The sequence below is a fragment of the Humibacter sp. RRB41 genome (assembly GCF_022761015.1).
Classification (GTDB): Bacteria; Actinomycetota; Actinomycetes; order Actinomycetales; family Microbacteriaceae; genus Humibacter.
Genome location: NZ_JAKWJQ010000001.1, coordinates 779,099 through 793,600, shown reverse-complemented (window position 1 = coordinate 793,600; position 14,502 = coordinate 779,099). Strand labels below are relative to the sequence as shown.

8 protein-coding genes are annotated in these 14,502 nt (G+C 68.9%); 7 read left to right on the top strand and 1 reads right to left on the bottom strand.

The genetic code is table 11. The annotated features are described in order from the left end of the window. The first annotated feature begins 35 nt into the window (after positions 1 to 35). Together MJ603_RS03825 and MJ603_RS03820 are read left to right on the top strand one after the other, a co-directional pair. Positions 36 to 4,934 (top strand): DEAD/DEAH box helicase, encoded by a 4,899-nt coding sequence (locus MJ603_RS03825; protein WP_243062328.1) that lies wholly within the window; start codon positions 36 to 38, stop codon positions 4,932 to 4,934. Between the two features lie 132 nt (positions 4,935 to 5,066). Then, complete coding sequence (locus MJ603_RS03820) at positions 5,067 to 5,843, top strand: DNA-formamidopyrimidine glycosylase family protein (protein ID WP_243062327.1); 777 nt, start codon at positions 5,067 to 5,069, stop codon at positions 5,841 to 5,843. A 74-nt stretch (positions 5,844 to 5,917) separates the two neighbouring features. On the opposite strand, the gene MJ603_RS03815 is transcribed toward MJ603_RS03820, so the two are convergent. After that, a complete protein-coding gene (locus MJ603_RS03815) occupies positions 5,918 to 7,141 on the bottom strand; it encodes a S1C family serine protease (RefSeq protein ID WP_243062326.1) in 1,224 nt (407 codons plus the stop codon). Positions 7,142 to 7,484: 343 nt separating this feature from the next. Between MJ603_RS03815 and MJ603_RS03810 the strand changes: the two genes are divergently transcribed. The 5 genes from MJ603_RS03810 to MJ603_RS03790 all read left to right on the top strand — a co-directional run bounded on the left by MJ603_RS03810 (position 7,485) and on the right by MJ603_RS03790 (position 14,487). Continuing rightward, the gene (locus MJ603_RS03810; RefSeq protein WP_243062325.1) at positions 7,485 to 8,957 is read left to right on the top strand and encodes a glycoside hydrolase family 5 protein; all 1,473 of its coding nucleotides are present in this window, start codon (positions 7,485 to 7,487) and stop codon (positions 8,955 to 8,957) included. After that, positions 8,954 to 10,063 (top strand): zinc-binding dehydrogenase, encoded by a 1,110-nt coding sequence (locus MJ603_RS03805; RefSeq protein ID WP_243062324.1) that lies wholly within the window; start codon positions 8,954 to 8,956, stop codon positions 10,061 to 10,063. The genes MJ603_RS03810 and MJ603_RS03805 overlap by 4 nt, the downstream gene beginning before the upstream one ends. Before the next feature lie 156 nt (positions 10,064 to 10,219). Then, entirely contained in the window at positions 10,220 to 11,935 is a 1,716-nt protein-coding gene (locus MJ603_RS03800) for a dihydroxy-acid dehydratase (protein WP_243062323.1), read from the top strand. Positions 11,936 to 11,996: 61 nt separating this feature from the next. Further along, positions 11,997 to 12,872, top strand: a complete 876-nt coding sequence (locus tag MJ603_RS03795; protein WP_243062322.1) for a fumarylacetoacetate hydrolase family protein — start codon at positions 11,997 to 11,999, stop codon at positions 12,870 to 12,872. A 34-nt stretch (positions 12,873 to 12,906) separates the two neighbouring features. Next, positions 12,907 to 14,487, top strand: coding sequence for an aldehyde dehydrogenase (NADP(+)) (locus MJ603_RS03790; RefSeq protein WP_308220560.1), 1,581 nt, complete (start codon positions 12,907 to 12,909; stop codon positions 14,485 to 14,487). Positions 14,488 to 14,502 lie beyond the last annotated feature (15 nt).

Genomic DNA, 14,502 nt, shown 5'->3' with positions numbered 1-14,502 from the left:
AGGCGCACGTCAGACGTTCGTGCTGGGATAGAGCGATGACCGACCTGCTCGACCGCTTCTCCCCCGCCACGCGCGCGTGGTTCGAGGGCGCGTTCGACGCACCCACCTCCGCACAGCTCGGGGCGTGGGATGCCATCTCCCGCGGCGAGCACACGCTGGTGATCGCGCCGACGGGGTCGGGCAAGACGCTGGCGTCCTTCCTCTGGTCGATCGACCGCCTGATGCACCAAAGCGCCGACGCTTCCAGCGCCCTGAGCCCCAGCTCCCTGAGCGAGCGAAGCGAGTCGAAGGGTCCGCCGAAGAGCCCCACCACGCCCAAACGCGGCACGCGCGTCCTGTACATCTCGCCGCTGAAGGCGCTGGGCGTCGACGTCGAACGCAACCTGCGTTCGCCTCTCGTCGGTATCACGCAGACGGCGAAGCGCTTGGGCACCGAGCCGCCGCACGTCACTGTCGGCGTGCGCAGCGGCGACACCCCGGCGAGCGACCGGCGGTCTCTGCTGTCGAAGCCGCCGGACATCCTGATCACGACGCCCGAGTCCCTCTTCCTCATGCTCACGTCGCAGGCTCGCGAGACACTCGCAAGCGTGCAGACGGTCATCGTCGACGAGGTGCACGCGGTCGCGGCCACGAAGCGCGGCGCTCACCTGGCGGTGTCGCTGGAGCGGCTGGATGCCATGCTGCCCAAGCCTGCCCAGCGCATCGGGTTGTCCGCGACGGTCCGTCCGCCAGAGGAGGTCGCCCGATTCCTGGGCGGCCGCAGCCCCGTGACGATCGTTGCACCGCCCTCGCAGAAGAGGTTCGACCTGAAGGTGGTCGTTCCCGTCGAGGACATGAGCGACCTCAGCCCGGCCGCGCACGAGGACGACTCGAGCCCCGCGGGCGGATCCATCTGGCCGCACGTCGAGGAATCGATCGTCGACCGCGTGCTCGAGCACCGGTCATCCATCGTCTTCACGAACTCGAGACGGCTCGCAGAGCGACTGACCGCGCGCATGAACGAGATCTACGAGGAACGCCTGGCGGATGCTGCAGAAAGAGACCGCGAACCGGGCGAGCCGGTCCTCGTCGGGCAGGTTCTCGACGACATCGGTGGTGCGAATGCTCCGAAGCGCGCGCCGGCCGAATTGATGGGCGGATCGGGTCAGACAAAAGGGCTGCGCCAGGCACCCGGTGATGAGAAGGCCACCGACACACTTTTGGCCCGCGCCCACCACGGCTCGGTGAGCAAGGAGCAGCGCGCCGTCATCGAAGACGACCTCAAGAGCGGACGCCTGCGCTGCGTCGTCGCCACGAGCAGTCTCGAGCTCGGCATCGACATGGGCGAGGTCGACCTCGTCGTGCAGGTGGAGGCGCCGCCGTCGGTGGCATCCGGCCTGCAGCGCGTCGGTCGCGCCGGGCACCAGGTCGGCGAGGTGTCGAAGGGCGTGATCTTCCCGAAGCACCGGTCAGACCTGATCAACTCCGCCGTGGCCAGCGAGCGCATGGTCGCCGGCCTCATCGAGGAGCTCCGGGTTCCGGCCAATCCGCTCGACATACTCGCCCAGCAGACCATTGCGGCGACAGCGCTCGAACCGGTGGATGTCGACGGCTGGTTCGACACGGTGCGTCGCAGCGCGCCGTTCGCGACGCTTCCCCGCAGTGCGTACGACGCCACGCTCGACCTCATCGCCGGCCGCTACCCGAGCGACGAGTTCGCCGAGCTGCGACCACGTGTCGTGTGGGATCGCGACCACGGCGTGCTCACCGGCCGTCCTGGCGCGCAACGACTGGCCGTGACGAGTGGCGGCACGATTCCCGACCGCGGGCTCTTCGGCGTCTACATGGTCGGAACGAGCGACGAGACGAATCCGTCGAAGGGTGGCCGCCGCGTCGGCGAGCTCGACGAGGAGATGGTCTACGAGTCGCGCGTCGGCGACGTGTTCGCGCTCGGGGCCACGAGCTGGCGCATCCAGGAGATCACGCACGACCGCGTACTCGTCTCGCCGGCCTTCGGGGAACCCGGGCGACTGCCGTTCTGGAAGGGCGACGGCCTCGGTCGACCGGCCGAGCTGGGCGAGGCGGTCGGCGGATTCGTGCGCGAGGTGGCGCACGTCTCCGAGGCGGATGCCCGTGCCCGCACCGCGAACGCCGGGCTCGACGACTTCGCCACCGGTAACCTGCTCGCTTACCTCGACGAGCAGAAGAAGGCCACCGGCCACCTGCCGACCGACCGCACGCTCGTCGCCGAGCGCTTCAGAGACGAGCTCGGCGACTGGCGCATCGTGTTGCATTCCCCGTACGGCATGCAAGTGCATGCGCCGTGGGCGCTCGCCGTGGCGGCACGCGTTCGGGAACGCTTGAACATCGAGGGCTCCTGCATCGCGAGCGACGACGGAATCGTCGTGCGCATCCCGGATGCCGAAGCCGAGCCACCCGGCGCCGATCTGTTCGTCTTCGAGGCGGAAGAACTCGAGCAGATCGTGACGGACGAGGTGGGCGGCTCCGCGCTCTTCGCCTCACGCTTCCGCGAGTGCGCGGCACGAGCGCTGTTGCTGCCGAAGTACAACCCCGGCAGGCGGTCGCCGCTCTGGCAGCAGCGGCAGAAGGCGGCGCAGTTGCTGGATGTCGCGCGCAGGCATCCGACGTTCCCGATCATCCTCGAGACCATGCGCGAGTGCCTGCAGGATGTGTACGACCTGCCGGCCCTGCGCACGGTGGCGGAGCGGATCGCGAGCAGGGACATCCGCATCGTCGAGGTCGGCACCGACGAGGCGTCGCCGTTCGCGCGGTCGCTGCTCTTCGGATATGTCGCAGCGTTCATGTACGAGGGCGACTCACCGTTGGCGGAGCGCCGCGCGGCCGCGCTTGCGGTTGATGCCTCGCTGCTGTCCGAGCTGCTCGGTCGCGCCGAGCTGCGCGAACTGCTCGACCCGGCCGTGATCGAACGCGTCGAACAGGAGGTGCAGCGGCTCGCTCCCGATCGACGGATGTTCGGCCTGGAGGGAGCAGCCGACCTGCTGCGCCTGCTCGGCCCACTGACCGTCGACGGGGTGGCTGCGCGGTGGTCGCGGGAGCGTCCCCCGAGCGCTCTCAGCTCCCTGAGCGAACGAAGTGAGTCGAAGGGCGGCGACGTCCATGACGAGACCCTTGGACTCGCTGATGCTCGCTCAGGGAACGGGGACGCTGACGCTCGCTCAGGGACCGGGGACCTAGGCGCTCGCTCGGGGAATGAAGCTGACGCGCGCACTGCCCTCGACGAGCTCGTCGCGACGAAGCGCGCGCTCCGTGTCAGCATCGCCGGCGGCGAGCACTTCGCAGCGATCGAGGATGCATCCCGCCTGCGCGACGCACTCGGCGTCCCGTTGCCGATCGGCGTTCCCACCGCGTTCATCGAACCGGTGGCCGACCCGCTCGGTGATCTGCTCGGCCGCTACGCGCGCACGCACGGTCCGTTCACGGTCGCCGACGCGGCATCCCGATTCGGACTCGGCACGGTCGTCGCCCACGACGCCCTGCGCCGGCTTGCGCAGGACCGCCGCATCACGGAGGGCGAGTTCCGACCGAACGCGAGCGGTACCGAGTGGTGCGATGCCGAGGTGCTGCGCCGACTGCGCCGCATGTCGCTGGCGGCGTTGCGGCACGAGGTGGAGCCCGTCGATCCGAAGACGTTCGGGCGATTCCTGCCGCGGTGGCAGCACGTCGGCAGCGGGTTGCGTGGGGTCGATGCCGTGGCATCCGTCATCGAGCAGCTCTCCGGCGCTCGTGTTCCCGCATCAGCATGGGAGAGCCTGATCCTGCCGTCTCGCGTCTCTGACTATTCACCGGCGATGCTGGACGAGCTGACTGCGAGCGGCGAGGTGCTCTGGAGCGGGAGCGGATCACTGCCCGGCAACGACGGCTGGGTGAGCCTGCATCTGACCGAGAGCGCAGCGGTCACCATGATTCCGCCTCCGGAGCACGCCACCGACGAGCTGCAGCGCGAGGTACTCACGGCGCTCGGCGCTGGCGGCGCGTTCTTCTTCCGGCAGCTGTCGGATGCCGTCGGCTCGCTCGACGACGCCGCACTGACCACAGCGCTCTGGGATCTCGTCTGGGCCGGGCTCATCACGAACGACACGTTCGCACCGTTGCGCGCGCTCACCGGCGGCAGCGGTGCCCACAAGCCGCAGCGGGCGACTCCGCGCGGTCGCATCCGCGCTCCACGCGGCTACGGACGGCCGACGTTCGCCGAGGGCCTGCGCGCCGCATCCGCTCGCTCCGGACCGCCGACCACGGCGGGCAGATGGTCGATCCTGCCGTTGCCTGAGACGGATGCCACGGTGCGCGCGAAAGCAGCAGCGGAGACTCTGCTCGAGCGCTACGGCATCGTCACGCGTGGTTCCGTGATGGCCGAGAACCAGCCGGGCGGCTTCGCCCTCGCCTACCGGGTGCTCAGCGGATTCGAGGAGTCCGGCCGCGCCCGCCGCGGCTACTTCGTCGAGACCCTCGGAGCTGCGCAATTCTCCACCGGCGCCACGGTGGACAGGCTGCGCACGTTCACCCTGGACAGCACACTCGAACCGCCGAGAGACGCCGTCGCGTTGGCCGCGACCGACCCGGCGAATCCGTATGGGGCGGCGCTGCCGTGGCCGCAGGCATCCGTGACGGGAGGCAGCGTGTCGGCGACCGGGCACCGACCGGGACGCAAGGCCGGCGCGATCGTCGTGCTCGTGGACGGCGCACTGGTGCTCTACGTGGAACGCGGGGGCAAGACGACGCTGCTTTTCGACCGGGCCGAGGAGCCGATGCGGTCGGCAACGAGGGCACTGGCCGACGTCATCCATCGCGGCCGCATCTCGACTCTGACGATCGAGACGGTCGGCGGCGAGTTCGTTCTCGGCACCCCGTTCGGCGAGGCGCTCACCGCCGCCGGGTTCAACGCGTCGCCGCGCGGCCTGAGGTTGCGGTCGTGAGTTGGTCACCGTGCCCCGGTTTACAGGCAGATATCTCGAGGACAGGCAGATTGTGCCTGTTACCGAGAGGTAACCGCATTCCTGCCTGTTTTGTCGTGGTGGCCGACCGGACAAGTGCGGCGGGCGCGCGGGATGCCTGAGGGCGACACCGTGTACCGGCAGGCACGCGCGCTGAACGACGCGCTCGCCGGGCAGGTGCTCACGCGGTGCGATCTGCGGGTACCGGCCTTCGCGACGCTCGATCTCAGCGGACAGCACGTGCGGGAGGTCGTCAGCCGCGGCAAGCACCTGCTCATGCGCGTCGGCAGGCAGACCATCCACAGCCATTTGAAGATGGAAGGCGAGTGGCGGGTCTACGAGCCCGGCGAACCCTGGCGGCGCCCGGCGTTCCAGGCGCGGGCCGTGCTCGCCACGGTGCGTGCACAGGCCGTCGGCTTCGAACTCGGCCTGCTCGAGGTGCTGCCGACCGTACGCGAAGCGGATGCCGTCGGCCACCTCGGCCCCGATCTGCTCGGCTACGACTGGGACGAGCGTGAGGCGGTGCGGCGTGTTGCTGAGCATCCGGATGCCGCCATCGCCGTCGCCCTTCTCGACCAGCGCAACCTCGCGGGACTCGGCAACGAGTACGTCAACGAACTCTGCTTCGTGCGAGGGATGCTCCCCTCCCGCCCTGTGCGCGACGCCGATCTTCCGAAGACCGTCGCGCTCGCCCACCGCATGATCGTGGCGAACAAGGACAGAACGGTGCGCTCGACGACCGGCGAGACGCGGCGCGGCCGCACATCGTACGTGCACCGCCGCGAGGGGATGCCGTGCCGTCGCTGCGGCACCGCGATCAAACGCATGCAGCTGGGGCGCAACGAACTCGAGCTGCGCGAGACCTGGTACTGCCCGACCTGTCAGAGCTGACGCCGGCCAGGCATCGCGCCCAACGCACGGACGGGCGACCCGAAGGCCACCCGTCCGGCGCTTGCGCGATGTGATCAGGCCGCGGGGCCGGATCCCAGGGTCACGGTCACGGTGTTCGAGGCACCGGTCGCGTCGGTGTAGGTGATCGTGGCGGATGCGCCCGGCTTGAGCTGCGCGAGCGTCGCGGTCAGCCCGTCGGACGACGAGATCGCCGTGCCGTTCACCGCGGTGATGGTGTCGCCGGCTTCGAGGCCTGCGGATGCCGCCGCCGTGCCGTCGATCACCTGGGCGATCTGAGCACCGGAGACCGTCGTCGAGGTTCCGCCGCCGTAGCCGGGGTCGGTTGCGTCGCCGCCACCTGTCGTCGAGCCGTCGGCTGCCACCTCGACACCGAGGAAGGCGGGGAGCCCGATCGTCACGGTCGAGCTGGACTCACCCGACTCGATCTGACCGGCGATGCCGAGGGCATCCTCGATCGGGATCGCGTAGCCGTCGGACTCCGCCGTGTTCGACGACGCCGCCGTGTCGATGCCGATGATGTCGCCCGATGCGTCGTACAGCGGTCCGCCGGAGTCGCCGGCCTCGATGGCTGCGTCGGTCTCGATGAGCCCGTTCAGCGTCTCGGATGCGACGGCCTCTTCCGCCTGCGTGGTGATGGTCTTGTCGGTGCCGGTCACGCTGCCGCTGGCCGCGGTGAGCGTTCCGGTGCCGCCGGCGTTGCCGACCGCGGTCACGCCGTCGCCCACGGCGATGCTTCCGCTCGAATCGATGGATGCCGTCGTGAGGCCGGATGCCCCTGTCAGCTGCAGCACCGCGACATCGTCGGTGGCGTCGGTGCCGACCACGGTCGCCGCGTAGGTCTTCCCGGTCGACGCGATGGTCACCTTGATACTGGTGGAACCCTCGACAACGTGGTTGTTGGTGAGGATCTCGCCGTTCGACGTGAGGATGATGCCCGTTCCCGCGGCTTCGGCGTCGTTGTATTGAAGCACGGTGTCGATGATGGCGACTCCCTTCTCCTGGCTCGCCGTGGCGGCGCTGCCCGAGGATGTCGTCGAGGAGCCGGAACCGGAACCATTCCCACCCGGCGTCTGGTCGCTACCGGAGGATCCGCCGTAGGGGTAGTAGCCCGTGCGCTGGTTCGAGCCCTGCGACGCGGGAGATGCGGAGAGCGCCGACACGACTGTGTCGACGGTGGCGAAGCTCAGGGCGGCTCCGCCGATGGTGAAGACCGCGGTTGCCGCGGCGGCTGCCGTGATCCAGCCGGCGACGTGCCGGCGCTGTGTCTGGTTGCTCATGATCGAGTCCTGTTCTGGTGTGCTGCGGTGTTCGATGTATCCAGTGGACCCCGCCCACGCGGTAAACCTCTTTGACTCCTCCATGTAAAACCTATGAAACGTGGACGGTAGCTGGGAGTTGACTGGATTGCCACTGCCGCTCCGACGGCTTGACAGCGATCATCGCCCTTCCTACGCTGAGAAAACAGCAACTCGCTCAAACGAAACATTTCGCTTGGTCGACCCGCGTTCGGGACTCGATCACCGATCGGTTCCATCCGGACACCCTTCCACGCGGCGAATCTGCTCGAGCCACGACGACGCAGAGCACGCGAAAACATCAAGAGACAGTGAGGTCCCGCCCATGCTCAGCGCGCAACCGCCGAAGTACGTCCGCACCGACGGCACCCGATTCCTCGACGGGTACGGAGCGCCCATCCGCTTCACCGGTGTCTGCGTGGGCGGCTGGCTGAACATGGAGAACTTCGTCACCGGATACGCCGCGAACGAGTCGATGATGCGCACGTCGGTGACGAACGCGATCGGCGCCGAACGCGCTGACCGATTCTTCGAACGACTGCTCACCTCGTTCTACGGCGAGGCGGACGCCCGCTTCCTCGGCGAACTCGGCATGACGATCATCCGCATCCCGGTGAACTACCGGCACTTCGAATCGGATGACCGTCCGTTCGAGATCCTGCCGACCGCGTTCGACCATCTCGATCGCGCCATCGAGGCATCCGGTCGCCACGGCGTCTACTCGATCATCGACCTCCACGCGCTGCCCGGCAGCCAGAACCACCACTGGCACTCCGACAACGAGACGCACCTGCCGCACCTGTGGCAGCATCCGCACTTCCAGGACCGCGTGGAGAACATCTGGAAGGCCATCGCCGAGCACTACAAGCACAACACCTGGGTCGCCGGCTACAACCTGATGAACGAGCCGGCCGATGAATCGCGCGGTGTCGTCGGTCCGCTCTACCGCCGGCTGTTCGAGGCGGTGCGGGCGATCGACCCGCACCACACGATCTTCCTCGACGGCAACACGTATTCCACCGAGTTCGACATGTTCGACAGTGACTCGTCGAACAGTGACTCGTCGAACGGTGCAGTGCCGTGGGAGAACACCGTCTACTCGTTGCACGACTACGTGGCGGCCGGCCTGGGGCGCGGCGGCGACTACCCGGGCGAGACCGACGGCGTGTGGATCGACCGCGACTACGCGTACCAGAAGTTCCTGCAGCGCTCGGAGTTCGCGCGCAAGACCGGCACCCCGATCATGGTCGGCGAGTTCGCACCGATCTACACGGGCGACGAGCGCAGGGATGCCATGCGCCGGCGCATCCTGGCTGACCAGCTCGAGATCTACCGCGATCACGACGTGAGCTGGACGAGCTGGATGTACAAGGACGTCGGCCGCCAGGGCCTTGTCCGCGTCACCCCCGACTCCGCCTACCGTCGACGGTTCGACGCGTTCATCGACAAGAAGAACCGGCTGGCCGCCGACCAGTGGGGCAGCGACCGGCTGGGCGGCGAGGGCGTGCGCGAGGTGAGCCAGGCCGTGCAGGATGTCGTTGCGCGCGAATTCCCGAACTTCGATCCGTACCCGTGGGGCCGCTTCGACTGGGTGTCGACCCTGCTGAACAACCTGTTGTTCGCCCAGCCGCTCGCTCAGGAGTACGCGGATCTCTTCCGCGGCCTGAGCGACGAGGAACTCGACGCCCTCGCCGACTCGTTCTCGTTCGAGCAGTGCGTGGTGTCGGAATCGCTTCGCGACCAGCTCGTTGGCGGGCAGGACCGGCGAAGCGGCACGCCCGTCGAGCGGACGGCGTGACGGTGCGCGCCGTCGTACTGCGCGAGGCCGGAGTGCGCCCGGCCGTCGAGGAGGTCGTGCTCGCGGCGCCGAAGCGCGGCGAACTGGTCGTGCGCATCGAGGCCGCAGGCGTGTGCCACAGCGACTACCACTACGTGACGGGAGAACTCGTCGCACCGCTCCCTCTGGTGCTCGGGCACGAGGGCTGTGGCATCGTGGAACAGCTCGGTCCAGAACCCGACGGCCGCATCGCCGTCGGCGACCGGGTCGCTCTGCTGTGGCGCCCGCGGTGCGGACGGTGCGCAGCCTGCCTCGCAGGCAACCCCGCGCTGTGCGAACGCGGCAGGGTGCAGGCATCCACCGGCGGCCTGCCCGACGGCACGAGCCGACTCTCGCTCCCCGACGGCGGCGAGCTGCACCACCTGATGGGCGTCTCGTGCTTCGCCGAGCGTGTCGTCGTCAGCGAGAACGCCGTGGTGCCGGTGCCCGACGGCGTGCCGCCGGAGGTCGCTGCCATCTCTGCGTGCGCTGTGGTGACGGGCGTCGGCGCCGTGCTCAACGTCGTGGAGCGGGCGGCCGGGCGGGGCATCCTCATCGTCGGCGCCGGGGGCGTGGGCCTCTCGAGCGTGATGGGCGCGCGCCTCGTCGGCGCGAATCCGCTGATCGTGGCCGATGTCGACGACGCGAAGCTCGAGCTCGCGCGCGAGCTGGGTGCGACGCACATCGTCAACAGCTCACGAGACGATCTGGTCGGCGAGGTGCTGCGCATCACCGGAGGGGAAGGCGTGCCCTGGGCGATCGAGGCGGTCGGCAGGCAGCAGACCCTGGAGACCACGCTCGAGTGCCTCGCGGCAGGCGGCACCATGGTCGCGCTCGGTCTCGGCTCGGTGGACACCCGGTTCACCGTTCCGCTCAACCAGCTGGTCCAACGGCAGAAGCGCGTGGTCGGCGCGCTGTACGGCTCGTCCAACCCGCCGCTGGATCTTCCGCGCATCTTCGGCCTCTACCTCGACGGCCGGCTGCCGCTCGACCGCCTCATCGGCGATCGGATGCCTCTGGCCGACGTGAACCTCGCGTACGACGCTCTGCTGAGCGGGGCGGTGGGGCGGGGCATCCTCGTTCCGTGACGGCCGTCGTGCGATGAGCTCGCACCCGACAATCCGATTCAATTGCGCGATGTCAGAACAAATTGGGCAGACTGGAGTCTGCGTCTCTCGCTGCCACGCGACGAAACGCACGCCATGACGCCCCATCGACGCCTCACCGAGCAAAGGAGCTTGCCCATGACACTGCGGAGCCAGGACTGGTATGGCGGCGAAGGCCGTGACCCCTACATCCATCGCGCGTGGATGCGCCGCGGCATCCCGACGGATGCCTTCGACGGCAAGCGCCCGCAGATCGCGATCGCGAACACCGCGGGCGACCTCGTTCCATGCAACATGCACCTGAACGAGGTGGCGCAGTACGTGAAGAACGGGGTGTACGAGGCGGGCGGCATTCCCCTCGAGATTCCGGTCATGGGGCTCGGCGAGACCCTGGTGAAACCCACAGCCATGCTGTGGCGCAACATGGCGGCGATGCAGGTGGAGGAGATGCTGCGTGCCAACCCGGTGGATGCCGTCGTGCTGCTCGGCGGGTGCGACAAGACGATTCCCGCTTTGCTGATGGGCGCGGCATCCGTCGACATCCCGGCCGTCGTCGTGCCCGGCGGGCCGATGCTGAACGGGCACTTCCGCGGCAACCTGATGGGGTGCGGCACCGGCGTGTGGCAGCTCAGCGAAGAGGTGCGAGCCGGCACGCTCACCGAGGCCGAGTTCGAGGGCTCGGAGACGTCGATGATCCGGTCGAAGGGTCACTGCAACACGATGGGCACGGCTTCCACGATGGGGCTGATGGCCGAGGCGCTCGGCATGACGATCCCCGGGCTCGCCGGCACCCCTGCTCCCGACAGCCGCCTGCTCGAGGCGTCGCACGCATCCGGTCGACTGGCCGTCGAGCTCGTGCGTCAGGACCGTCGCATCTCCACCGTCATCACGAAGGAGTCGTTCCACAACGCGATCATCGCCCTCGCCGCGATCGGTGGCTCGACGAACGCTGTCGTGCACCTGCTGGCGATCGCCGGCCGACTCGGCATCGACCTGACGCTCGACGACTTCGACCGCATCGGCAAGGACGTGCCGCTGCTGGTGAATCTGCAGCCGGCCGGCGAGTACCTGATGGAGGACCTGTTCCGGGCCGGCGGCTTCCTCGCCGTGCTCGACCAGGTGCAGGACCTGCTCGACCCGAACGCGCAGACCGTGATGGGCACGGCGCTCACCGAGTTCCTCGGCGACCACCCCGTCTGGGATCGCGACGTCATCTCACTGCGCGAGGATCCGCTGCAGGATGACGCGGGCATCGCCGTGCTGCGCGGCAACCTGGCCACTCGCGGCGCGATCATCAAGCCGGCAGCCGCCACGCCCGAGCTGCTCGTGCACCGCGGCAAGGCGGTGGTCTTCGACTCGATCGAGGATTTCCACGCTCGCATCGACGACCCCGATCTGGATGTCGACGCCGACTCCGTTCTCGTGCTGCGTGGCTGCGGTCCCAAGGGTTACCCGGGCATGCCCGAGGTCGCCAACCTGCCCCTGCCGTCCAAGCTTCTCAAGCAGGGTGTGCGCGACATGGTGCGGGTCTGCGACGGCCGCATGTCGGGCACCGCGTACGGAACCGTGGTGCTGCACGTCGCGCCGGAGGCCGCAGCGGGCGGAACGCTCGCGCTCGTGCACGACGGCGATGTCATCTCGCTCGACGTGCCGAACCGGAGCCTTCAGCTCGAGGTCGACGATGCGGAACTCGCAGCGCGCAAGCCGCCGTTCCGTGAGACCGGAGCGTTTGCGAAGGCGGACCGCGGCTGGCAGAAGCTCTACATCGAGCACGTGCAGGGTGCCGATACCGGTGCCGACCTCGACTTCCTGGTCGGCTCGAGCGGCTCGACCGTGACGAGAGAGTCCCACTGATGGGTCCAGCCGGCGCATTTCGCGAAACCCCGACGAACAACGATCAAGACAGGACGACAGCATGAACACCACAGCACCCCTCGCCCTCGCCCGAGTCGCATCGGGCGACGACATATTGTGGGTCGTGCGCTCGGGCGACGACTTCGCACCGCTGGGCATGACGCTGTCCGAGCTGCTGCGTCTGCCACGGGAGCAGGCACGCGCGGCGGTCGAGGCGGCGGGCGCCAGTGTCACGGGCGGCAGTGCAGCGGGCACGGGCATCCATGTCGACCGCGTGTTGGCACCCATCGACGACGCGCAAGAAGTGTGGGCTGCGGGAGTCACCTACCTGCGCAGCCGCGACGGCCGCATCGAGGAGGCGACGGATGGCTCGCCCTATGACCGCGTCTACGTCGCCGAGCGTCCCGAGCTGTTCTTCAAGGCGACCGGGCGACGTGTCGTGGCTTCCGGCGACCCTGTCGGAGTGCGCGCCGACTCCACGTGGGATGCCCCGGAGCCCGAGCTGGGCGTCGTGCTCGATGCCACCGGCGAAGTGTTCGGCTTCGTGCCGGGGAACGACGCGAGCAGCCGTTCGATCGAGGGCGAGAACCTGCTCTATCTGCCACAGGCGAAGGTCTACACCGCGTCCTGTGCGCTCGGCCCGGAGATCGTGCCCGCCTGGCTGGCCGTGCCACCGTTCGACATCTCGCTGACGATCACGCGTGGCGGCGAGACGGTGTTCGAGGGCGCGACGGCGACGGATTCCATGGCCCGCACTCTGCCGGACCTCGCCGATTGGCTGTTCCGCGGCCTCGACTTCCCCGACGGGGTCTTCCTGCTGACGGGTACCGGCATCGTGCCCGGCGCGGACTTCACACTCACGGCGGGCGACGAGGTGACGATCGACGTCGCGGGCGTCGGCACGCTGACGAATCCGGTGATCACCACAGGTCGGTGATGGACCAGAATAGAGTCGGGAAACGTTTTCTCGGATGCCACGAGGCCCGGTATGCGCGGCGCCGCTGGTGTGCGAGACCCATGCACGAGATCCACGAGCGAGATCGATGAACCAGATCGATGAAGGAGACCCGATGAGCGACACAACAGCGGAACGGTCCGAATCGGTTCAGCCGAGCCCCGACCTCGACGTCGCGATGGCTGCCGCCGTGAAGGCCTCCCCGCTGCTCGCCGCGACGGCTCCGGCGGAACGGGCCGTCTGGCTGCGGGCGATCGCGGACGCGCTGGATGCCGACGCGGACACCCTCGTTCCGCTCGCGATGAGCGAGAGTCACCTGCCTGAGCAACGCCTTACCGGGGAGCTCGTGCGCACAACGTTCCAGCTGCGACTCTTCGCGGAGCTGCTCGAGCGCGGAGCCTACCTGGAGGCGGCGGTCGACCACGCCGATCCGACGTGGGGCATGGGACCGCGTCCCGATCTGCGTCGCGTGCTGCGGCCGCTCGGCGTGGCAGCGGTGTACGCGGCGAGCAACTTCCCGTTCGCCTTCTCGGTTCCGGGTGGGGACACGGCCGCCGCGATCGCTGCCGGATGCCCCGTCGTCGTGAAGGCGCACCCTGCACACCCTGAACTGTCGCGCGCGGTCGCCTCGCACATCGAAGGCGCACTGCGGGCATCCGGAGCTCCGGACGGAACGTTCGCGCTCGTCGAGGGGCTGCAGACCGGACGCGACCTGGTGCTGCACCCCGACCTCACGGTGGCGACGTTCACCGGATCGCTGCGCGGCGGACGCGCCCTGTTCGACTTGGCCGCCTCGCGTCCGACTCCTATTCCGTTCTATGGCGAGTTGGGCAGTGTGAATCCGGTGTTCGTCACCGCGAGCGCCGCCGCCGCGCGCGCCGAGGAGATCGCGACCGGTTTCGCCGGATCGATGACGCTCGGGGTGGGCCAGTTCTGCACGAAGCCCGGCGTGCTGCTCGTGCCGCGCGGCGCAGGAATCGAGCCGCTCGTCGTGGACGCAGTGCGGGCATCCAGCGGCGGGGTCATGCTCGACGACAAGATCCGCGACGGCTTCTTCTCCGGGCTCGGCACGCTGGCCGATCGTTCCGACGTCGAGTTGCTCGCCGGAGATCCGACGAGTGCCGACGTGCCGACGCCCACGCTCTACGCGACGGATGCCGCGGCCCTGCTCGCCCACCCGCACGAGCTGCTCGAGGAGCACTTCGGCCCTGCAGCGCTCCTCGTGCGCTACGACTCGCCAGACGAGGCGGTCGCGATAGCCAACGCGCTCGAGGGTCAGCTGACGGCGACGGTGCAGAGCGAGGAAGGCGACGCGGATGCCGCAGCCCTCGTCTCGGTACTCGCCGACAAGGCGGGCCGCGTGCTGTGGAACGGCTGGCCGACGGGCGTCACCGTGTCGTACGCGCAGCAGCACGGCGGGCCGTACCCGGCGACCACGGCGCCGCACTTCACGTCGGTGGGGACGGCATCCATCGCACGCTTCCTGCGCCCGGTCGCGTACCAGGGAGTGCCGGATGCCGTGCTCCCGCCGTCGCTGCAGGACGCGAACCCGTGGGGAATCCCCCGCACGGTCGATGGAGCGCTGCTGGTCGAGTAGCGCCCGCAACCTTGC